The organism is Halodesulfurarchaeum sp., from assembly GCF_036626455.1.
GTDB lineage: Archaea > Halobacteriota > Halobacteria > Halobacteriales > Halobacteriaceae > Halodesulfurarchaeum.
The window spans coordinates 46,571-66,670 of the sequence record NZ_JAZKRK010000005.1 but is presented as its reverse complement, the minus strand read 5'-3'; the positions used below and the strand labels follow the sequence as shown (position 1 = coordinate 66,670).

Here is a 20,100-nt window from a genome sequence, read left to right as displayed (position 1 = left end):
GTTCGCACTCCGCCGAAAGGACTAACATCCGTCCGCAGTCCCGCTCGCTGTACCTGCGGAGACACCGCGGGTGAAGCCCACGACTCCGTGGCCGTTCGTTTTCTTCGAATGTGGTGCGTTACTGACGATGCTGTGCCCGACTGACTCGGCCAGTACAACCCTCACCAATCCACGTCAGAGACCTACTCGCCATTTCCACCGAACAACCGCTTCAGCAGCGTCCGGAAGTCCTCCTCCGCATAGCCAAAGGCCGGAAGAGTCACCAGAATCGCCAGCACCGAAGGTGAGTACGGCGGCCCAACAGCCGCCACGAAGGCCGACCCGCTGGCAATCCAGACATCGGGCTCGCCCGGAATCGCTCCCAACAGGATCGTGAGCAGTTCCGTCCCACCCACGATCCAGATCATCACACTGCCCATGAAGACCAGGGCCTCGTCTTCCCGATCCGTAATTCCACCACTACTCGCAGTAACCAGAAACGCCCCGGTAGCCAGCACCACGGCTCCCCGCCAGAGTGAGTGGGCCCCGGTAATCGACACCGGACCGACGTGTACCGTGCCGCCAGTCAGCCCCATAATGGCCGAAAGCACGCCTGCAACCACCAGTGCCACACCGACGATCATCCAGTAGGACGTTGCGAAGTTCATGTATCAGGCCACCCCCAGGAGGATCCCACCGAGGTGGAAGAGCCCACCCCAGACGAACAGAGCAACGACCAGTGTCATCAGTGCCCCACCGAGCATTTTGACCACGCCACCACTTTTGCGACCTTCCTGAATCAGCATCGCGAAGGTCGCGAGACATGGGAAGTAAATGCTCACCATAATCACTGACATGACTGTCTGGAACGGGGTCATCGAAATCGCGCTCAGTTGCGCGACTGCCAGGTCCTTCCGCATAAACCCAGCAATCAGGGCCGGAATCGTGTCCGATGGGACGCCAAACCAGCCTGAAAGAACCGGTTCGAGTGTCACCGCGAGCCAGTCGATCGCGCCGCCTACATACAGCACGTTGATCACGCCCACCCCCAGCAGGACAAAGGGCACAGCCGTCTTGAGGAATTCCGTCGTTCGGAGGGTTAGTTTCGTCGTGATGTTCCCCACCCGAGGTTCACGCAAGGGAGGCACATCCACGATGAGTTCCGGCGAGGAACCCGGAACGAGGCGGTCCAGTACCGCGCCGAAGACGAAAAAGCCAGCGAGGAGATACAAAACGATGAACCCGGTGTACTGGGGGATCAACGAGAGCATCACCGCAAGCTGAGCCCCACATGGGATGAACACCGAAAGCAAGGTCATCATCACGAATCGCTGTTTTTCGGTCTCGAAAGAGCGGGTGGCCGCGACTCCGGGGACGTTACACCCAAAGGAAAGTACCATCGGCACGATCGCAAAGCCGTGGAGCCCGATCTTGTGGAACAGGGCATCAAGCAGCACCGCGAGCCGGGCCATATAACCCGAATCCTCCAGGATCGCGAGGACGAGATAGAGGGCAAACACGGCAGGGAGTACGACACCAACCGCAACGAAGAGCCCACTTGTAAGCATCCCAAAGGCCTCGAAACTGTTCGTCGCGGCTGGGTCACCAACCAAAATGAAATAGAACCAGGTCCCCTCGAAGGGGAAGGCCTGCTGCAGCCAGGGAAGCCAGTAATTGTCGAATATGGGGACGAAATAGCCGTCGGTGAAGAAGCCGGCGACCGCACTGAAAAACGCCCACATCCCATAGAGCGCGGCGAGAGCAAACGGCAGCCCAGTCCGTGGTTTGACGGTCAACCTCCCGATGATCTCCGGGAGGCTTGGTTCTGTCTCTCCGTATTCAACAGCCAACTCAACCACCGCATCCACGATATCCCACCGCTCGGGTGATGCAAGAGACGCCGCCACCTCCACATCGACACGGTCGGCGATCTGCTCGGTGGTTGGTGTCTTGGCCTCAAAAATCCGGTCAGTCAGTTCCCGTACCCCGGTCCCTTCCGTCGCGACCGTCGGCACGACGGGAACACCCAAAGTGGATTCCAGGTCCTCGACGTCGATATCGATGTTTCGCGCGCGGGCCTCGTCGAACATATTCAGCGCGAGAACGAGTTCATAGCCACGGTCGATGATCTCCATCGCGAGATTGAGGCCCCGTTCGATCCGGGTGGCGTCCAGTACGCCGATGACGGTCGCGTCCGGGTTCGCTTCGAGAAGTTCGACGGCCACGGACTCCGCGCTATCTTTGGGATCGAGTGAAAAGGTGCCCGGGACGTCGATGATACGGCGCGTCGTTCCGTTAGTCGAGAGTGTACTCTCCGTATAATCAACCGTGGTCCCCGGATAGTTCGATTCCGTGATGTCCGCCCCGGACAGTCGATTGAACAGGGCGCTTTTCCCGACGTTCGGGTGGCCCATCAACAGAACGGGTTCGGTACTCATTGATAGAGATGGCACGCGGACCTCAAGGCGAGACCCAGCGGATACTGCTGCTTTTAGGAGAGCCTAAGTAAACGTTGTGATTCGAGTCCCCTCTCTTGATTTGATAGACATTCACACCCAATTTGGTTCAGACACAGGAGTGTCAGACCTGAACTAATAGACCCCACCCCTGTTCATTGGTACACAAGTTTCTACAGATCTCAGCAATATTCGTGGTTAACAGTAAACATTTTTGTAATAAACCCCTTCACAAAATGTCGGCCTCGGACCGATACCCCACACGGTCCTGCTGGCCGAAGCAATCTGCGACCACCAGATCCCTGCCCCGGCCACACCATCACCTGTGGCCGTTTTTCACGATACGAATCTCGAGAGCCATCCATGCGTGTTTTGCCTGCGCATGTTCAATGACAAATATGGACACCCCATCTATCAACCGGGAACAGGCACGGGAGCTCGGTCAGGCGGTTGCCGCCCACGATCACGGGGAGCTTCCAGCCGATCGGGTCGAGGAACTTGCCACACTCACAGAGTCGGTCGCTCATGCCCTCGAAACAGCGACCGTCGAACCCGCCGTAGCAGGCTTACTTGGGTTCTGGACCGGCCACGTGGCAAGCGATATCGGAACCGATCCAACGGAGCCTGACCCGAATGCCACCAGAGATCTTTTTCAGGACGGCTTCGAGGCGGGCACGCTCGGCGTTGACCTGTACCAGACTCTCACGAAAGTCAAAACGGCACAGGAATCAAGTTCGGAGACCCCAGACCTCCAGGCATGGACAAACCGTCTGTTCGAACTCACCAATCGACACGTTGCCCACTTGCAAAGCCACCAGTAGGGCAGTGCAGTTGCCCAGGTGGAGAGTAATGACAGGCCACGTGAAGGGGGAAACACTGACCTGTGTCGATCTTCCGATCGACACTGCAAACTTGTGATGTGGTATAAAAACGGTTTGCGCCCAATCAAATAGGCCACCCGCCAGGCCCGGAACTACGGGAATTCCCAGTAGTCCGAATGGGTGTCCACTACTCGCTCGATAACGTCTGAGACGTCGGGATTCTCTACGGGTGGTTCGTAAATCGCCGGTTCGCGGATATAGGCCGTTTCGTAGTCGAGGAGCGTGGCGATCACGGCCAGGTTCGTATACGGAAGCCCACCCTCGATACCGTACCCCCCTGCCAGTGACGCAACAATATCGCCCCCAGCTAGGCGATCGGCAACGTCCACGGCCGACGCCATGAGTTCCACATAGCCTTGCGCTGTCACCCCCAAATCCGTAATCGGATCGGTGAAGTGGTTATCTTGGCCCGCCTCCACGAAGACCATATCCGGATCGAACTGCTCGGCGACGGGTTCGAACACCTCCGAGACGACCTCCATGTACGCCTCGTCGGTCGTTTTCGGTGGGAGCGGAACGTTCACGTTGTACCCTTCGCCCGCGCCACTGCCGACCTCATCAACGCGACCGGTGCCGGGGAATAGCGTTCGGCCGTCCTGATGAGTCGACATGACGAGAACCGATGGATCGTCGAAGAATATCGATTGGGTCCCATCACCGTGATGGGCATCCCAGTCCCAGATGAGAACCCGGTCCACGTCGGTCGTGGCCTGAAGGTGCCGGATCGCGACGGCCGAGTTGTTGAGATAGCAAAAGCCATGGCCGTCATCCGCGAAGGCGTGGTGCCCACCTGGTCGGGACATCACGAAGGCGGATTCCACTTCCCCGCTCTTGACGGCTTCAAGCCCGCGCAATACCCCACCAGCAGCCAGTTTGGCCGTCGCCCAGGTGTGTTCCGAGACGTGGGTATCCGCGCTCAGGCGTCCGCTCCCAGTCGCGGACATCGATCTGAGCCGGTCGACATATTCGTCGGTATGCACCCGACCGATCTGCTCATCAGTCACTTCGGATGGGTCGAGTCGGTTCACCGCCGGATCGTCGAGCACGCCCTCCTCCCGGAGTTGGTCCATCGTGTACTGTAACCGCTCACGGCGTTCCGGATGGGTCGGCGTGTGCTCGTGGCGGAGGTACGCGTCGTGATAGATCAGTCCCATACTCATTGGTCTCCCTCCTTGTACCACCGTTCGATTCCCGGGGCGACACGCGCCCTGGCGTTGATGATCTGACCGACAACCGTTCCCCGTTCCACGACACTAAAACCGTCCGTCGTTTGGATTTGAACCGGTTTGTTCGGCTCCCCACCCGCGGCCATTGCGGCCTCTTGTGCGGCAGTCGCAACGATCTTTCGAACCTCCTGATCCGAGAATTGGCGGCCCGTTTCGACCGAACCGACCTGTTCAGACCCGACCGAAGTGACCGTCTTGATCCCGCGATGGCTGTCGATGTGGACAGCCGTGTCGACGCTGACCCGAGCGACGCCACAGCCAACAGCACCAGCAACGTCAGCATAGCCCGGAATCTCCGCGTCAGCAACTACATCAAGTGACTCGGCGAGTCGGGGGCCAAGAATTGGTGCCAAGGTCCCGCCAACTGCAATGTTCGATGGGCCGGACAATTGGACGGCTGCGATCGCCTCGCCAACGCGATTCGTGAACTCCATGAGCACCGTTTTCGCGATAGGGTCCGGGTCCCCACCCAGCGATTCGAGTGCTGCGCGAGCATCCGCAACATTTCCGGCTTCGAAAATCCCCAGTACGTGTAACGCGTCGGTGAGGGTTGGAATGTCCCCACCGAGAGCGGCTGCATCACCCATCCGTTCGTCAGCAAGTCCGAACCCTGCATCCGTCGGTTCGATCCGCGTATCCCCGCCAATCGGAAGACTTGTTGCAGTTACACCTTCGTAGGCAGTTTCCAGATCGCCTTCTGAGACGTCTGGTTCAGTGTCCGGGAAGCCGTCCGCGACGCGGCTCACGTCCGTGGTGGTCCCGCCGATATCGACTGCGATGCCAGCGTCCATGGCCGTAAGCGCGACCAACCCGAGCGCACTCGCGGCCGAGCCACTCCGGATCGTATGTGCCGGAGTGGTTCGCATCGCTTCGCTTCCAAGCATTGCCCCGTCGCCTTTGAGGTAGTAGACCGGCGCATCGAGGCCTGCGGCCGTGATGGCTTGCTCAACGGCTCGTTCGTACGCGGAAAAGACGGGTTTGGCTCTGGCGTTTGCAACAGTTGTCGCCGCTCGCTCGGGGAAGGTGAGGCCGGCGCCGGACTCGTTGCCAAGCGCCACCGCCTGCGGGTCGGCATCGAATGCAGCAACAAGAGATCGTTCAAGTTCCGGATTCCGGTCCGAGAATTTCGCCGTGACTGCTCGAACGTCGTAGGTTGGGATTTCCTCGTAGGAGAGTTGTTCCGTGATTCGGCCCCGGTGATCGACCGCTCCTGTTGCGGCGTGGTTTTCGGCGCCGAAGAAGCTCAGATCGGGTGCCAAGCCCGGTCCGGGGATGACGATGTTCGTACAGGGAGGTAATCGATCCTGGACCGCCGCATTGACGACCAGGGTCGTCGCGACGACCACGCGATCGATCGAAAACTGGTCACAGGTCTCCCGGAGGGCTTCGATGACCTCCTCGATGCTCGCCCGAGTTTCGGTATTCGGGACTTTGGCCGTGCCACAGATCCCGGTCTTGTCCAGGACGACTCCATCGACGTTCGTCCCACCAGTGTCGATACCGACTATCACACAATGGCGAGAACGAGGAGGCCCACCTTATGGCTTCCGTCGGACACACAAATCTGCGACTTGGGGCGAGCGTTTATCAGCGATGGTCGGACCATTCCACCCCGATGGACGTCGCCGGCGTCAGGTTCGTCTCAAATCTCAGTGGGGCGGCCCTCGCGCTTGGCTTTATTGGTGGCGGAATCGTGCTCGGAACCGCGAGTGGGTTGACCCCGGGCCTTCACGTCAACACGCTCGCGATTCTGCTCGCCTCGATTGCCCCACAAATTCCGGCGGACCCCCATCTCGTCGGGGCCGCGCTTCTCGCTGCAGGGGTCGTGCACTCGTTTCTCGACATCGTCCCGACCCTCGCTATCGGCGTTCCAGACGCTGCCTTGGCGGTCTCTGCACTTCCCGGCCATCGACTCGTGCTTGGCGGACGGGGGCGAGAAGCACTCCGGCTCTCGGCCCTGGGTAGCGGCGGCGCTATCCTGACTGCAGTCGTCCTGGGGGCCCCGATAACCTGGGGGATGTCCAAAATCGCACCCGTTCTCATCAAGCATATCGGACTCGTACTTGCTGCCGTCGCCCTCGTGATGGTGCTCACGGAACAATCGAACCGCGCCCGCATGGGAGCAATCATAGCGATTGGAGCGAGTGGCTTCCTCGGTCTCCTGACCCTCGATGTGGAAACTGGAGGGATTCTTCCAGGAGGAGACATGCTACTGCCGCTGCTCTCCGGGCTTTTCGGCATCCCCATTTTGGTCCTAGCGGCCAGAGGGGGTGGCATTCCGCCACAGACTGGGACCACACTCGCGACTGACCCACGAACCCTCGGGAATTGGACCCTCCTCGGCGCCAGCGCCGGGGCCGTCGTCGCCTACATCCCGGGCGTCTCAGCGGCTGTTGCAGCTGTCATTGCGTTCGTCGGACTCCCCGGCGAAGCAGGCGATAGAGGCTTCATTGTGACGGTGAGTGGGGTCAATACGGCCAACACAGTGTTTGCACTGTTCGCGCTCATCGCCCTTGGTGCACCACGAACGGGGGTCCTCGTTGCCTTCGAAGAGGCGAAACTCCCGCCAAATCTGCCGCTCCTTTTGGTCGCGATCCTCAGTGCGGCCGCGGTCGCAGTCGTCCTCGTCCCAACACTTGGAGATCGATACTTCGAACTCGTCGGACTCGTCGATAGCACGCTTCTCTCCGTTAGCGTCGGGGTCCTGCTCGCCGTCCTTGCAGGGATATTTACGGGGCCAGTTGGTGTCCTCGTCCTCAGCGTCGCCGCACTCGTTGGGTATGTTCCGGTGGTTTTCGACAGCAAACGGGTGCACCTGATGGGCGTACTCTTCGTCCCGCTCGCGATCTAAGGGCCACCCGCCCAACAGTCAGAACCTGAATTCGGGACCGTCATCGGTGTCCTGGACTTCGACACCGAGTTCCGCAATTCGCTCACGTATCCCGTCGGCCGTCTCGTAATTGCCCGCCTCACGTTCGCGCTCGCGTACCTCGAGGAGTTCCGCGACCAGTTCTTCAGCCAGGCCAACAGATCCGTCCGGTGACCTGTCCGCGAACGTGAATCCCATGACACCGTTGCCGAAGGTCTCAAACGTCTCGATTGCCTCCCGAAGCCCTTCATAATCGTAGCGATCCCGCCCGTCGATGTGTTCGTTGACCGCCCCGACGAGTTCGAAGAGGGCGGAAAGCGCCTCGCGAGTGTTGAAATCGTCGTTCATCGCCGCCCGAAACGCATCGATCTGCTCCTCGATGGTTTGCCGAAGTGCATGGGCCGTTTCTTTCGTGTACGCATCCGGCGAATCGGCTGCCTCGACGGCGCGGTCGTAGCCCCGTTCGAGTCGATCCCAGCGCTCGATGGCCTCGTCGATGGTCCGCTGGGAGTAGGTCTGTGACTGTCGGTACTGCGCCGAGAGCAGGAACATCCGGACCGGATTCGGCCCTACCTCGTCGATGGCGTTTTTGACAGTGAAGAAGTTCTGCAGGCTGGTCGACATCTTTTCCCCCTCGGTTTCGAGAAGGTTGACGTGAAGCCAGTATTTGGCGAACTGCTCGCCGGTCGCGGCCTCGCTCTGGGCGATTTCGTTCTCGTGGTGCGGAAACACCAGATCCTGACCGCCGACGTGCAGATCAATCGACTCGTCCAGGTGTGCCATGCTCATCGCGGAGCATTCGATGTGCCAGCCTGGTCGGCCCTCGCCCCACGGTGAGTCCCAGGTTTGGCCGCCGGGTTCGACGTGTTCCGGGTCCGCATCCCGATGTTGTGCGATCGCTTCTTCCTCGACTGGTCCGGCCTTCCAGAGCGCGAAGTCCTGTGGATTTCGCTTCTCCGCCCGTTCGTCTTCGGGTCCCTGCGACTCCATTTCATCGAGATCTTGGCCCGAGAGACTCCCGTAATCGGGGAACGAGTCCACATCGAAGTAGACCGACCCGTCCGACTCGTAGGCGTGTTCGCCCTCGAGTACGGCCTCGATGAGATCGATGATCTCCGGGACGTGTTCGGAGACCCGGGGGTAGACGTCGGCGCGCTTGAGATTGAGTGAACGCATGTCCTCGATGACCGAAGAAATATAGTGCAGTGCAACCGCAGACTCCGCATCGCCCAGATCCGCAGTCCCAGCACGGGCAACGATCTTCTCGTTGACGTCGGTGAAGTTCTCGACGTGTCTGACTGAATACCCGACGTGCTCGAGCCAGCGATGCATCACGTCGACGTGCACCCACGCGCGGGCATGGCCGAGATGCGCGTCATCGTTCACCGTCAGCCCACAGAAGTAGAGAAGGACGGAGTCAGGATCCTGCGGTTCGAACGGTTCCCGCTCGCCAGTGAGCGTGTTCGTCAGGGAGAGCGCCATTGCCAGTGACTTGTTCCTTCGAGGGGTATAACTGCTGTGTGTACCGGCTCGGGATCCGCTGGGCTCAGGTGGGTTCATCAAGAACCGCTTCAACAGACCGTAACGCAGTCGACCCATCCCCCTGGTCGACAAGCACAGACCCGGTTTCGGACGCGAATTCGGCCCCCCGAACGGTCACTCCAGTCGGTCCCAGGGCCGAAAGCACTCGTCCGAAACGGCCGGCATCGATCTCCCCCTCCAGAGTGATGATTGTGCGGTCGGTCGCTTCCTGACCGACTGCACTGATATCAGTATCTGCAGCGGAGACCTCTCTCTCCATTCGAACCCGAACCGTTCGCTCGGACGTTTCGAGTGGTGGGAGTTCCGCAGCATACCGACGGAGCGCCGAGGCAACCGCCCCTGTTTCGGCAGCGATGTCTAATTGCCGGGCAGCCTCCGTATAGTTCACAACGCCCGCGCGGAGGGCATACCGGAGATATGGCATGGTATCCACCGCGCGGCGGGTCTCAGCGGCGATCGAGGACATGTGCTCTCAGGGAGCGATGCGCGCAAAAAGCTCCCGATACGAATCAGTCCTCCTCTGAGGACTCGGACAGATCGTCCGCTCGCACGTAGCTCAATACGGTTATGCCGACTAACAGCGCGCCCAGAGCCGCTGCTACTGCGGCAAATGGATCGACGACCAGTAAGACAAGAAGGACCACGAGGAAGGCCACACCCGTTCCGAGGACCAGTGGGTTTCGCAGCCGCTCCGTATCGATGACGTCGCCAAGTTGTTCCGAAACCCACGATGCAGCCTCGCCTTGCTCGGAGGATCCAGCATTCTCACCGACAGTATCGATTTTATCGGGACCCGCATTCGAAGTTTCCTCGGTGTCTTCTGGTGGTTCCACTTCAATCTCGACGCTCTCTCGTTCCTGGCCGTATCCCACCGTGATTTCGAGGCGGCCACTCCCCTGGGCCGCTTCAGTTAGCTGGAGTTCTACTTCCCGCCATTCCCCCTTCGGGACAAACTGGTTCGGTTCCTCGATCGACCCCATCATCGCCAGATCATCGTTCATGTGAAGATGGACGTGGGTCGGTTTGCCGTGATTTTCGAGAACAATATCAACAGATCGCGTCGCATTGACTGCCGTCTTGTCAGTCTCGACGGTATTCAGGCCCTCCCGGTTGAGATAGACGGTCAGTCCCGGCACGTTCCCACCTACGAAGACCTCCTGCAAAAAACTTCAGGCAGATGTCTCTCGCATATCGGGTGGGAGCAGGTTCGGAATCCCGTCCTCGATAGGATAGACGGCTCCACACTCCGTACAAGTCAGTGTTCCTTCGATGATCTCATCCCCGTCCCGAGTCTCGGCTGAGAGTTCCAGATCAGCCTTATCGACCGGGCAACAAACGATGTCCATGAGTTCTTCGTTCACGTCCCTCACCTACTCGGATAATCGAGGGGGGCCGAAAAAAGGTTGCCGGGTACGGACAAGCCTACGCCCAGGGGTCCTCGCGAACAATCGCCGTCTCTCGGGCGGGACCCAGGCCAAGTGCAACTGCGGGAACACCGAGTTCCGCTTCGATGTACGAAACGTATTCTTTTGCTGGCTCTGGAAGGGCTTTGAAACCGGTCGCGGCGACTGCCTCCCAGTCGACATCTGACCACCCTTCGAACGTCCGATAAACCGGTTCACACTCGCCCCACCGCTCGGTGGTTGCGGGCATCGTGTCCCGTGTCTCGCCGTCGTGTTCGTAGGCGTGGCCCACCTTTACCTCGTCCAATCCGGCCAGCACGTCGAGATGATTGATCGCGATGTCGGTAAACCCGTTCGCTCGAGTCGCGGTTCGCAACATCGGCATATCCAGATGGCCGACTCGGCGGGGCCGGCCGGTGACAGTCCCGTATTCACCGCCCTCCTCACGAATGTATTCGGCGAGGTCACCGTCGAGTTCGGTCGGTAGTGGCCCAGTCCCCACACGGGAGAGATACGCTTTGATGACGCCGATCACGGACCCCTGCCCCACCTCGGTCACGCCGAGCCCTGAGCCTGTCGAGGCATAGCCGGCTGTGGGGTTCGAGGAAGTCACGTACGGGTAAATACCATGATCGATGTCCAATGAGGTTCCCTGTGCGCCTTCAAGCATCACCCGGTCCCCAGCAGCGATACGGTCCTCGAGGTAGGTTCCGACATCAACAGCCAGTCCCTCTGAACGAATGCGCTCGCCAAACTCGCTGAACTCCTCGAAAAGCGCCTCGATGTCGAATGCCGCACCAGGATCGCCACCGTAAACCTCCTCGTAGAGGGCTCTTTTGTGTGGCATAACGTATTCAAGACGCTCACGGAGGACAGTTGAATCGAGCAGGTCACCGATCCGAATTCCGCGGCGACCGGCTTTGTCCTCGTAGGTTGGACCGATCCCCCGGCCCGTCGTTCCCGCCTCGAGATCCGAATCGGCCTTCGCGGCTTCCTCGATCCCGTCGATAGCCCGATGATACGGCATGATCACATGGGCACGTTTTGCCATTTTGACGGTGGGGTCCAGTCCCTGTTCCCGCAAGCCATCGACTTCATCGAAAAAGGTCCGCGGATTGATGACGACGCCGTTCCCCAAAAGGCCGACTTTGCCTCGAATCGCCCCGCTCGGCACGAGTGACAGTTTATACTTCGTGTCCCCATCGACGACGGTGTGACCAGCGTTGTCCCCGCCCTGGTATCGAACGACGACATCTGCCGGCTCGCCCAGCAAGTCGACGACGCGACCTTTGCCTTCGTCGCCAAGTTGCGAACCCACGATCGTTACGGTCATGGTACCTGATTCCGCGCCCCGGGGTAAACCCATTACGAATCGTGTGACAGCCCAGATCGCCACACAGTATCAGGTGCGTTTCAGTTCGCTGTAAGAGTCTTGCTACCAATTGGCAACGGTTGCGTAACATGGGAACACCCGCAACTGTTATAAATAGGGACTGGAAACACTCACATGCCGGTTTCTGGCACGGTAAGGTTTAAATCCCGCAACGACAAGTTAACAAATGGCATGATAGATCGCCTTGCAAAAGAAGTCGATATGTTAGAGCGCCATCTGCAGGTTCTCAAGATGGTCATCGAAAGCGAGCCCATCGGGATCGTGAAGATGTCAAATGAAACAGGGTATCCACACCATAAGGTACGATACTCGCTGCGGGTCCTCGAAGAGGAGAACCTCATCGAACCGTCGAGTCAAGGTGCCATAACCACAGAGGACACCGGGACCTTTGTGGAGGATCTGGACGGCGAGATTGGAGAGATCATGGAGAAACTCGAATCGATGAAGATCGATTCGATGCCCGAAGAAGAATCGGCTTAAAGTTTCGGAACGGTCACGTGGAACGCCTGGCTTCGGTCTTCGACGAGGCCAAGATGGAAGCCGGACCCCCTGTCCGGGGCGACGTAGCTCGCTTTCTCTTGTCTGCTAAAGAGCCCGCCTTTCGACGCCGCGTCCTCGGCAGTTTCCAAAGCCGCCGGTTCGAAGAAACTCGCCGTGACGAAAAAGGCACCTGCCAGGGAGTCAACTGACCCAGCCACATCCCGGGCGCCATCGAGCAGGGCGTCCAACTCCGATCCCTTAACCGGGTTTCGATCGTCGTTGTATTCGCCAACTATCAGCGGGTTCCCCATTCGATCGCGCATGACGATGGCAAAGTGCTGGTCGGACCCAGATTCGGCTTCTACAGTCACAGTGCCGTCGAACTCGATCCGATCGATATCGGAAATGGCCTCGAAGAGGTCGCTCAACGAGTTCCGGCTTCCGGTTTCCAGCAGTTCGAATGGCAATTCATGGAGAAGCCAGGAGACAAAGCGATACGAACCGGTCGCCTCGAGGAACTCGCGAAAGGGCTGTCCGTCAACCTTGGCGGCGTCGGTTTCGAACTGGGTGTGGTGCTCGAGTTGGAGGTTTCCGTTGACAGCCGCCTGGTCCACACCATCACCGAGGGCCTCAAGTGTTGGGTCGCCTTTAGACTCGTACCTGACGAAGAGGTTCGTCCCCGCCATCGCCTCCTCGGGAGCCAGTGAATTCGTGTCGGCTGCTGCCGTCGAGCCGTCCCTTTCAGCGGCCGCTTCGAGTTCCTCGACGCGGGTTTCGAGTCGGTTTCGTTCCTTCCGGATCGTTTCGAGTGCCGACTCGAGTTCGTTGCGTTCGGCCCGTTCGGTCTCCAAATCAGTTTCCAGCTCCGAACGCTGGGAGTCCATGTCTTCCAGTCGCGTTTCGAGCGTTTCGATGCGGGCATTGCGCTTTTTCACTGCGGTTTCGAGTTTTTGGACTCGCTCTTTCGATCCCGAACGAGCTATCTCGCCGTCCGAGCGACTGCCTGACGCCGTGGAACGGCTCTTTTCTTTCGGTCCGGAATTGGTAGCCGAGGATTTCGACCGGCTTCGTTTTGTCTCCTGTGTCCTTTGGCTGGTGGTCTCTTGGGAACTTGTCTGTCTTTGGGTTGGTGATGAATCACTCGATCCAGTCTTAGGGGCAGAGCCTGTTTTCGGCCTGTCTGTTGGTGCCTCCGTCGACTCGGTTTCGTCCGGATCTAGGGCAGGAATGGATCGGGTTTGTCGCCATTCGGCCTCCGCCCGAAACATCCGCTCCAATTCGGAATCCGAGACGTCCTCCTCAGAATCACGCACCGTAGATTCATCGGAAACCGCTTTGCGGTCCGCGTCCGGGGGTTGATCGGTGGGTGCGACCCCCGATCCTTCTTCGGGGACCTCCGACGACGTCCCAGCAGGCTCGGTCTGTCTCCCAGGTTGGGTTGGCGTTTCTCCTGGCCCCTCCGGTGTGGTTTCACCCGCAGTTTCCGCTCCAGTCGATTTTCCAGTCGTTTCAGGTGCCTTCTCAGTTGCCTCAGATGACCCGGTATCGTCCTCTAGAGCCCTCTCAGCGGTTCGATTTGACTGCTCAGTCTTCCTGGTGGTCTCGGTGGCTCCAGTGTCTTCGGTTACCTCCTCAATGTGGGATTCAGCAGTGGTTTCCGTCGCTTTCCCTGCAACCTCTTGATCCGATTCCTTGGCCGATACCTCGGGTTCCTCCGGTTGGTTAGCCTGCGGTTCGGATTCGGTAGGTTCCGTAGCTGGGCTCTCCGCGGCCGGTTTCCCTTCGCCCGTCGCCGCTGGGACAGTGGCTGCTGTCTCCTCGTCGTCTGTGGCCGCTGTCTCAGTTGCTTTCCTGGACGGCTCCGGAATTTCCGTGATCGTCATCGAGACGTCCTTGACTTCGTAGAGGCCGACTTCTTCGGCGGCTTTCTCGAACGCCTCATCGCCAGTTTCGACGCGTTCGCTCTGTCCGATGAAGGCCGCACTGCGGCGAGTGCCACCGTAATAGACCAGATAATAGTCCCCACTAAGCACGTTCTCAGAGAGTTCGATGTACCCCGTGAAGTTGGCATCGGCAAGCGTCTTGTCTGCCTCATTCAGCGGCGTGTCCTCTGTGAAATACTTGGCCCGTGTCCGGCCTTCACGCTCCTGCATCGAGAAGAGCAGCGGCAACGATTCTCGGGATGTCGTGTATACCGTCCCCTCGGCTTCGAAGCCGTCCATCATTCCCTCGAACAGGCCGATGACGCGGCCATTCAACATGAACAGCCAGGTGTCGTCTGCGACGACAGCACCGGTATGATCTGCCTCAGAGAGCGACGAAAGTGCTTCGAGTCCGCCGGAAAACGGTCGAGAGTCCCAAGACTGAACTTGGTCGACCGTACGAGAGTGCATACCCAATCGAAGGTAGCAGGCAGGTAAAAAGACTTTCCTGACGCATCCACCGAATATTCGCCGGTTCTGCCAGCGCGCTGTCAGCTGGCTGCCGCGTGTCTTACAGCTTTTCTTCGGCGTCTTCGGCGAGTTCTTCCATCCGTTTCGAGAGCCGGCCGGCCGAACTAAACTCGTCCTCGCTCATCGCGGTAGCAAGCGCATTCCCCAGAACGAAAACTGCGTGTTTGTGTTCGCTCTTGGACTTGTGGACGTGGGACGGGTCGACCTCAAGACCTTCGTACTTCGCGAAATGTGACTCGTCGATCTCCTCGAATGCCGCAAGTCGGTCCTTGATGTGGACCATTTCCTCGTGCAGTTCAAGTAGTTCGTCTTTATGCATTGATATCCAGTAAACGAGAGGACCGGATAAGTGTTGTCTGCGTGGGAGCCTTCAGTCGGGCTAGAAGACGTACTCGTCTTCGTGGCCCATCATGCCTTCGTCCTCGAAGGTTCCCTCTTCCTCGACGGGGCCAGAAGTCTTGTAGGCCTTGATACCTGCTGAAAGGAGCTGTTCGATCGCCTCTTCCTGACTCAGGAACTCCCCCTGATCCACCAATTGGGCGATCTGCATCTCGATATGATCGGGCACGTTGATTTCCACCGTCGGCATCTATTAGTCGGGGGTTGGCCCCCTCCCTTCATAAGACTGACGGGCAGTACTTCCCCTAGATAACCCGGACCACAAGGAACTAATCCTCGCCGACAAAAGTATTGATATGACTGTCAGGGACGTGACCGACCTCTACCAGGAGTTCGGCCGGGACCGGCTCCCCCCAGGGCAACGTCGGACGTCGGAGTTCCCCGTTTTCACGAAAGGTGAAGTCCCGGCGACAAATCAGGAAACATGGACCCTCTCGGTCACAGGAGCCGTCTCCACGCCACGGACCTTCGATTGGGAGAAGGTGCAAGCCCTCCCAACCGAGACACAGCGACAGGACGTGCATTGTGTCACTGGCTGGAGTTCCTTTGACCATGAGTTCACTGGGGTACCCGTCCCCGAACTAGCAGAAATGCTGGACATCGATCCGGATGCAGCGCATGTCCTCTTTCACGCGGCCGATGGATACACGACGGATCTCCCACTGTCGGACTGTCTCCGAGATGAGGTGCTACTTACCTTCGAACACGACGGCGAACCGCTCGACCGCGAACACGGCGGCCCACTCAGACTGATTACCCCGCACAAGTACGCGTACAAAGGGGCCAAGTGGGTCACCGAGATCGAATTTCGAACCGAGCCGGTCCGTGGCTACTGGGAGAAACGGGGCTATTCAGTCACCGCGAATCCCTGGGCCGAAGAACGGTACAGCTAGGACATGCAGGGGAGGTCCCAACACAGCCGATTTCACACGGAAACCAAGAGGCAGAACGCATGGCAATGGACGTAAGCAACCCAACAGGGGGAGATCGCCCCATCGAAACAGGCGTCCGTAAAACCCACCCAGTGGCGCTGCAAGACGCAATTAACGCACTCGATGAGGTGACAGCTGTGTGGGCAGGCCCCAATCACCCGCCCCTCCTCGCCAGTGGCCGGGCGGCACGGGTTAGCGGCAGCGGCCCGGACCGATTTCAAACTGTTAAGGCGAAGGGTCGTCAGCTTTTCGACAGGGTTGAACAGGACGGGATTCCACTTCCTGCCCGGCCACGGTTGTTCGGGGGGTTTTCCTTCTTCGACACACCCAGGTTGGCCGACCCCTGGTCCGAGTTCGAGCCGGCAGGATTCCTGTTGCCGGCTGTCCAGATCACCCTTTCAGAGGACCGAACATGGATCACTGGGTTCGGACAGGGAGCGACCACGGATCGGCTTGCCAAAACCGTCTATGACCTCGAAGAAGCGGGAGAGGGAAGCCAAGACACGCCGGACCAACAATCTGGCTCAGCACCGACCGCCCCGGCAGACACTCAACCGAGTGATTCCGTTCGTTCGGACCCCGAAGGGCTCCGCGCGGAGCAGTCGACGTGGACCGACCGCGTACGGGCAGTTCGTGACATCATCGCCAAGGGCGACTTACAGAAGGCGGTCCTTGCCGAAGCGTTCGATCTCAAACTCGATGGCAAACTGGATATCGGATCAGTGTTAGCCGATCTCGAAACCCGGTATCCGAAATGCTATCGGTTCAGCTTTACAGCTCCCACAGCCGAACCGTCAGCAAAAACACACACGACGTTTTTCGGAGCTTCGCCGGAACGGCTCGTCGAAAAACGGGGCCGGTCACTCAGCACTGAAGCGCTGGCCGGCACGGTCAAACGTGGGACAGATTTGGCTGGCGACCAAGCTCAAACTAAGCGCCTGTTGGGCGATCAAACGCTCGCGACCGAGCACGATCTGGTTGCGGACCGCATTACCGAGCAATTGCGGGAACTCGGTGCAACAGTCGAGGTCGGCAGCCGAACAGTGAGAACGCTGGCGAACGTCCATCACCTGCAAACACCCATCGCCGCCTCATTGCCCCAAGACGTCCATGTCCTCGATCTCGTCGAACTTCTCCACCCGACACCGGCAGTTGGCGGCCTGCCGACTGCAGCGGCTAGAGACACCATCGCCGAAATCGAATCGACGGTCAGGGGATGGTATGGTGCGCCAGTCGGGTGGTTCGATGCATATGGTGATGGAACCTTCGCGGTCGGCATTCGATCTGCACTCGCCAAACCAGGTCGAGCCACCCTATTCGCGGGGAACGGTATCGTGGCCGGAAGCGACCCCGAGACGGAATGGAGCGAACTGGAAGCGAAGTTCGAGCCGATCCGGGAGGTCCTCGAATGAGTGCCCCAAACCTGAGTACCCTCTGGGCGAACAACCTCGTTGGGGAACTCGTGGCAAGTGGACTTGCCCAGTTCGTCATTGCACCAGGCAGCCGTTCGACGCCGCTGACCGTGGCCGCCGCCGGAGCCGACGGGGCCGAAATCGATACGCATCTCGACGAGCGCTCGGCGGGATTTTACGCTCTAGGATACGGCAAACAATCCGGTGAGCCCGGCGTTCTCGTTTCGACATCTGGAACGGGCGCGGTGAATTTCCACCCGGCAGTCGTGGAAGCCCATCATTCTCGAACACCACTGGTCGTTCTCACCGCGGACCGCCCGCCAGAATTGCAGGATAGTGGCGCAAATCAGACGATCGATCAACACGACCTCTATGGAGACGCGCCTCGATTCGCCCGAACCCTTCCCACCCCGGATGCTCGACCTCGGACCCGTCGCTCACTTCGCACGACCGTCGCCAGGGCCGTCAGAGCAGCCAAGCCCCCAAATGCTGGACCAGTTCATCTCAACGTCCCGCTGCGAAAACCGCTCGCGCCGGTCGAAGAACCGACCGAACAAGCCGCAATCGAACAATGGGCCGACACGGGGAGTCAAGAAGGGACAGCGGTCAAAACACATCGCGGAACAGTCAGGCCCGCGCCTGCGGCAATCTCGGACCTCACCGAAGCCATCGAAAATGCCAGCCGGGGTTTGCTCGTCGCGGGACCTCTCGCACCAGATCCTGATCGCCAAGCGGCTATCGCTAAACTAGGAACGCAGACTGGATTCCCGCTTCTCGCCGATCCACTTTCGAATATGAGATTCGGCGACCATTTAGCGGAGGCACAGGTATTTGGGGGTTATGACGGGTATTTGGGGACCACAGCAACCGCATCGTGGCCCGACCCCGATGTCGTCGTCCGGTTCGGCGCCTCACCGACGTCGAAACCGCTCAGACAGTATCTTCGGGACAGCGCGACTCGCCAGTTCCTGATCGACCCGGCCGGTGGCTGGCAAGAGGCCACGTTTACTGCGACCGATCACGTCCACTCCGCGGTCCGCCCATTGGTTGAGTCCCTCGACCCGATCGATGCGGCCCCGTCAACCGCCTGGAAAGAGCGCTTCGATCGGGCAGAAACAGTCCACTGGCAGGCAGTGAATACAGCAGAATATCGTCCTTCGGAAGGAACCGTTCTCGGGCAGGTCACCCGAGAAGCGCCCGACCCCGCGACGATCTTCGTCTCGAACAGTATGGCCGTCCGGGACCTCGACCGCTTTGGACAGCCCCAAGAGGCGGCTCTCACTGTTCTCGGAAATCGCGGTGCAAGCGGCATCGATGGAATCCTCAGCACCGCCCTCGGGGCTGGGAAAGCAACACCAGATCCGCTTATCGCCGTGACAGGTGACCTGGCCTACTTCCACGACATGAATGGCCTCATCGCTCTCGGTCGGTTCGGCCTCGACGCGACCATCGTCCTCGTCAACAACGATGGGGGTGCAATCTTCCACATGCTCCCGATCGCAGATTTCGACCCGCCGTTTGAGTCGCAGTTCAAAACCCCACACAATCTCGATTTCTCGGCCACCGAAGCGCTGTACGACTTGGAGTTCGACACGATCAAGCCGGAAACCGTGGGTGAGGCAGTCGCCAAAAGCGCCAATTCCCCAGGCACACAGGTCTTGGAAGTGCGGACTGACGCCGAACGAAGCCATGAAATCCGGAACTCGATACGTGAGACGGTCGAAGATCGGCTCAACGAATAACCGACGAGCACAGCGGGAGCCTTTTTTAGGCCGCGGTATTCCTGACGAGTAATGGTCTCGACGCTCTTCGATCCCGATCGGTGGACACCCGTTGACGGGCTCGATTTTTCGGATATTACCTATCACCGGGCCCGTGAGGTAGGTGCGGTCCGCATCGCCTTCGACCGGCCGGAAGTCAGGAACGCGTTCCGGCCCCAAACGGTCGACGAACTCGCGACTGCCCTGGATCACGCGAAACGCCAAACAGACGTTGGCGCCGTGTTGTTGACTGGAAACGGCCCCTCTCCGGACGATGACGGGTGGGCGTTCTCGTCAGGTGGCGACCAGTCGGTTCGCTCGGCCGATGGATACGAGTACGGAGACGAAAGTGAGGCCTCGACAGGACGACTACACATCCTCGAGGTCCAGCGGCAGATCCGTCACCTCCCAAAACCGGTGATAGCCGTCGTCCCCGGCTGGGCAGTTGGGGGCGGACACAGCCTCCACGCAGTTTGTGATCTGACCATCGCGAGCGACGAAGAAGCGAAGTTCAAGCAGACGGACCCGGATGTGGCCAGTTTCGATGGTGGATTTGGCTCGGCCTATCTGGCTCGACAAGTCGGTCAGAAGCGCGCCCGCGAGATATTTTTCCTCGGGAAAACCTACGACGCGGAGACCGCTGCCGAAATGGGAATGGTCAATGAGGTCGTCCCACACGAGGCGTTGGAAGACCGGGCACTCGAGATGGCCGAAACGATCTCGAAGAAGAGTCCGACCTCGATTCGAATGCTCAAATATGCGTTCAACGGCATCGACGACGGATTGGTCGGTCAGCAGGTGTTTTCGGGCGAGGCGACCCGACTCGCGTATATGACAGATCAAGCCGCGGAGGGCAGGGACGCGTTCCTCGAAAACCGGGAGCCGTCCTTCGAGGACTTCCCGTGGCATTACTGA

The 20,100-nt window shown here is 59.4% G+C and carries 19 protein-coding genes; 7 read left to right on the top strand and 12 right to left on the bottom strand.

The features are described 5' to 3' along the window. Positions 1–182 precede the first annotated feature (182 nt). Positions 183–647 (bottom strand): hypothetical protein, encoded by a 465-nt coding sequence (locus V5A26_RS02995; RefSeq protein ID WP_332320664.1) that lies wholly within the window; start codon positions 645–647, stop codon positions 183–185. A gap of 3 nt (positions 648–650) precedes the next feature. Further along, complete coding sequence (locus V5A26_RS02990; protein ID WP_332320665.1) at positions 651–2,417, bottom strand: ferrous iron transporter B; 1,767 nt, start codon at positions 2,415–2,417, stop codon at positions 651–653. 416 nt (positions 2,418–2,833) lie between these two features. Between V5A26_RS02990 and V5A26_RS02985 the strand changes: the two genes are divergently transcribed. Continuing rightward, entirely contained in the window at positions 2,834–3,256 is a 423-nt protein-coding gene (locus V5A26_RS02985) for a hypothetical protein (protein ID WP_332320666.1), read from the top strand. Positions 3,257–3,408: 152 nt separating this feature from the next. On the opposite strand, the gene V5A26_RS02980 is transcribed toward V5A26_RS02985, so the two are convergent. After that, positions 3,409–4,476, bottom strand: coding sequence for a histone deacetylase family protein (locus V5A26_RS02980; protein WP_332320667.1), 1,068 nt, complete (start codon positions 4,474–4,476; stop codon positions 3,409–3,411). Continuing rightward, positions 4,473–6,053 (bottom strand): hydantoinase/oxoprolinase family protein, encoded by a 1,581-nt coding sequence (locus V5A26_RS02975; RefSeq protein ID WP_332320668.1) that lies wholly within the window; start codon positions 6,051–6,053, stop codon positions 4,473–4,475. The genes V5A26_RS02980 and V5A26_RS02975 overlap by 4 nt, the downstream gene beginning before the upstream one ends. A gap of 104 nt (positions 6,054–6,157) precedes the next feature. Between V5A26_RS02975 and V5A26_RS02970 the strand changes: the two genes are divergently transcribed. Then, on the top strand, positions 6,158–7,393 hold the full coding sequence (locus tag V5A26_RS02970) for a tripartite tricarboxylate transporter permease (RefSeq protein ID WP_332320669.1): 1,236 nt from the start codon (positions 6,158–6,160) through the stop codon (positions 7,391–7,393). Between the two features lie 18 nt (positions 7,394–7,411). Here the strand turns inward: V5A26_RS02970 and cysS are convergent, their stop codons facing one another. The 5 genes from cysS to V5A26_RS02945 form a co-directional block, all read right to left on the bottom strand. Beyond that, positions 7,412–8,893 carry a cysteine--tRNA ligase gene (gene cysS / locus V5A26_RS02965; protein WP_332320670.1) on the bottom strand — a complete coding sequence of 494 codons (1,482 nt, stop codon included), beginning with the start codon at positions 8,891–8,893 and terminating at the stop codon, positions 7,412–7,414. A 64-nt stretch (positions 8,894–8,957) separates the two neighbouring features. After that, positions 8,958–9,419 (bottom strand): DUF7523 family protein, encoded by a 462-nt coding sequence (locus V5A26_RS02960; protein ID WP_332320671.1) that lies wholly within the window; start codon positions 9,417–9,419, stop codon positions 8,958–8,960. 43 nt (positions 9,420–9,462) lie between these two features. Then, positions 9,463–10,089: a DUF7524 family protein gene (locus V5A26_RS02955; RefSeq protein WP_332320672.1), complete on the bottom strand. Its 627-nt coding sequence runs from the start codon at positions 10,087–10,089 to the stop codon at positions 9,463–9,465. 33 nt (positions 10,090–10,122) lie between these two features. Next, a complete protein-coding gene (locus V5A26_RS02950) occupies positions 10,123–10,314 on the bottom strand; it encodes a methytransferase partner Trm112 (RefSeq protein WP_332320731.1) in 192 nt (63 codons plus the stop codon). Between the two features lie 61 nt (positions 10,315–10,375). Next, positions 10,376–11,689 carry an adenylosuccinate synthase gene (locus V5A26_RS02945; RefSeq protein ID WP_332320673.1) on the bottom strand — a complete coding sequence of 438 codons (1,314 nt, stop codon included), beginning with the start codon at positions 11,687–11,689 and terminating at the stop codon, positions 10,376–10,378. A gap of 231 nt (positions 11,690–11,920) precedes the next feature. Between V5A26_RS02945 and V5A26_RS02940 the strand changes: the two genes are divergently transcribed. Beyond that, a complete protein-coding gene (locus V5A26_RS02940) occupies positions 11,921–12,229 on the top strand; it encodes a hypothetical protein (RefSeq protein WP_332320674.1) in 309 nt (102 codons plus the stop codon). Here the strand turns inward: V5A26_RS02940 and V5A26_RS02935 are convergent. From V5A26_RS02935 to V5A26_RS02925, 3 genes are all read right to left on the bottom strand, one after another. Then, a complete protein-coding gene (locus tag V5A26_RS02935; RefSeq protein WP_332322206.1) occupies positions 12,226–14,622 on the bottom strand; it encodes a DUF7527 domain-containing protein in 2,397 nt (798 codons plus the stop codon). The genes V5A26_RS02940 and V5A26_RS02935 overlap by 4 nt on opposite strands. Before the next feature lie 100 nt (positions 14,623–14,722). Then, positions 14,723–15,001: a UPF0058 family protein gene (locus V5A26_RS02930; protein WP_332320676.1), complete on the bottom strand. Its 279-nt coding sequence runs from the start codon at positions 14,999–15,001 to the stop codon at positions 14,723–14,725. Positions 15,002–15,061: 60 nt separating this feature from the next. After that, positions 15,062–15,271, bottom strand: coding sequence for a DUF7120 family protein (locus tag V5A26_RS02925; protein WP_332320677.1), 210 nt, complete (start codon positions 15,269–15,271; stop codon positions 15,062–15,064). Positions 15,272–15,377: 106 nt separating this feature from the next. Here V5A26_RS02925 and V5A26_RS02920 point away from each other — a divergent pair, with 106 nt between their 5' ends. The 4 genes from V5A26_RS02920 to V5A26_RS02905 are packed head-to-tail and all read left to right on the top strand — an operon-like array spanning position 15,378 to position 20,100. Beyond that, positions 15,378–15,974, top strand: a complete 597-nt coding sequence (locus tag V5A26_RS02920) for a sulfite oxidase-like oxidoreductase (RefSeq protein ID WP_332320678.1) — start codon at positions 15,378–15,380, stop codon at positions 15,972–15,974. A gap of 59 nt (positions 15,975–16,033) precedes the next feature. Beyond that, complete coding sequence (locus tag V5A26_RS02915; protein ID WP_332320679.1) at positions 16,034–17,425, top strand: isochorismate synthase; 1,392 nt, start codon at positions 16,034–16,036, stop codon at positions 17,423–17,425. Next, positions 17,422–19,167: a 2-succinyl-5-enolpyruvyl-6-hydroxy-3-cyclohexene-1-carboxylic-acid synthase gene (gene menD, locus V5A26_RS02910; RefSeq protein WP_332320680.1), complete on the top strand. Its 1,746-nt coding sequence runs from the start codon at positions 17,422–17,424 to the stop codon at positions 19,165–19,167. Before V5A26_RS02915 ends, menD begins: the two co-directional genes overlap by 4 nt. 51 nt (positions 19,168–19,218) lie before the next feature. Further along, a complete protein-coding gene (locus V5A26_RS02905; RefSeq protein WP_332320681.1) occupies positions 19,219–20,100 on the top strand; it encodes a 1,4-dihydroxy-2-naphthoyl-CoA synthase in 882 nt (293 codons plus the stop codon).

Coding starts and splice junctions, on each gene's coding strand:
- V5A26_RS02960 (WP_332320671.1), bottom strand. CDS start 9,419: ATGTCCTCGATCGCCGCTGAGACCCGCCGCGCGGTGGATACCATGCCA.
- V5A26_RS02990 (WP_332320665.1), bottom strand. CDS start 2,417: ATGAGTACCGAACCCGTTCTGTTGATGGGCCACCCGAACGTCGGGAAA.
- V5A26_RS02920 (WP_332320678.1), top strand. CDS start 15,378: ATGACTGTCAGGGACGTGACCGACCTCTACCAGGAGTTCGGCCGGGAC.
- V5A26_RS02925 (WP_332320677.1), bottom strand. CDS start 15,271: ATGCCGACGGTGGAAATCAACGTGCCCGATCATATCGAGATGCAGATC.
- V5A26_RS02985 (WP_332320666.1), top strand. CDS start 2,834: ATGGACACCCCATCTATCAACCGGGAACAGGCACGGGAGCTCGGTCAG.
- V5A26_RS02970 (WP_332320669.1), top strand. CDS start 6,158: ATGGACGTCGCCGGCGTCAGGTTCGTCTCAAATCTCAGTGGGGCGGCC.
- V5A26_RS02935 (WP_332322206.1), bottom strand. CDS start 14,622: ATGCACTCTCGTACGGTCGACCAAGTTCAGTCTTGGGACTCTCGACCG.
- V5A26_RS02915 (WP_332320679.1), top strand. CDS start 16,034: ATGGCAATGGACGTAAGCAACCCAACAGGGGGAGATCGCCCCATCGAA.
- cysS (WP_332320670.1), bottom strand. CDS start 8,893: ATGGCGCTCTCCCTGACGAACACGCTCACTGGCGAGCGGGAACCGTTC.
- V5A26_RS02940 (WP_332320674.1), top strand. CDS start 11,921: ATGATAGATCGCCTTGCAAAAGAAGTCGATATGTTAGAGCGCCATCTG.
- menD (WP_332320680.1), top strand. CDS start 17,422: ATGAGTGCCCCAAACCTGAGTACCCTCTGGGCGAACAACCTCGTTGGG.
- V5A26_RS02905 (WP_332320681.1), top strand. CDS start 19,219: ATGGTCTCGACGCTCTTCGATCCCGATCGGTGGACACCCGTTGACGGG.
- V5A26_RS02995 (WP_332320664.1), bottom strand. CDS start 647: ATGAACTTCGCAACGTCCTACTGGATGATCGTCGGTGTGGCACTGGTG.
- V5A26_RS02930 (WP_332320676.1), bottom strand. CDS start 15,001: ATGCATAAAGACGAACTACTTGAACTGCACGAGGAAATGGTCCACATC.
- V5A26_RS02945 (WP_332320673.1), bottom strand. CDS start 11,689: ATGACCGTAACGATCGTGGGTTCGCAACTTGGCGACGAAGGCAAAGGT.
- V5A26_RS02980 (WP_332320667.1), bottom strand. CDS start 4,476: ATGAGTATGGGACTGATCTATCACGACGCGTACCTCCGCCACGAGCAC.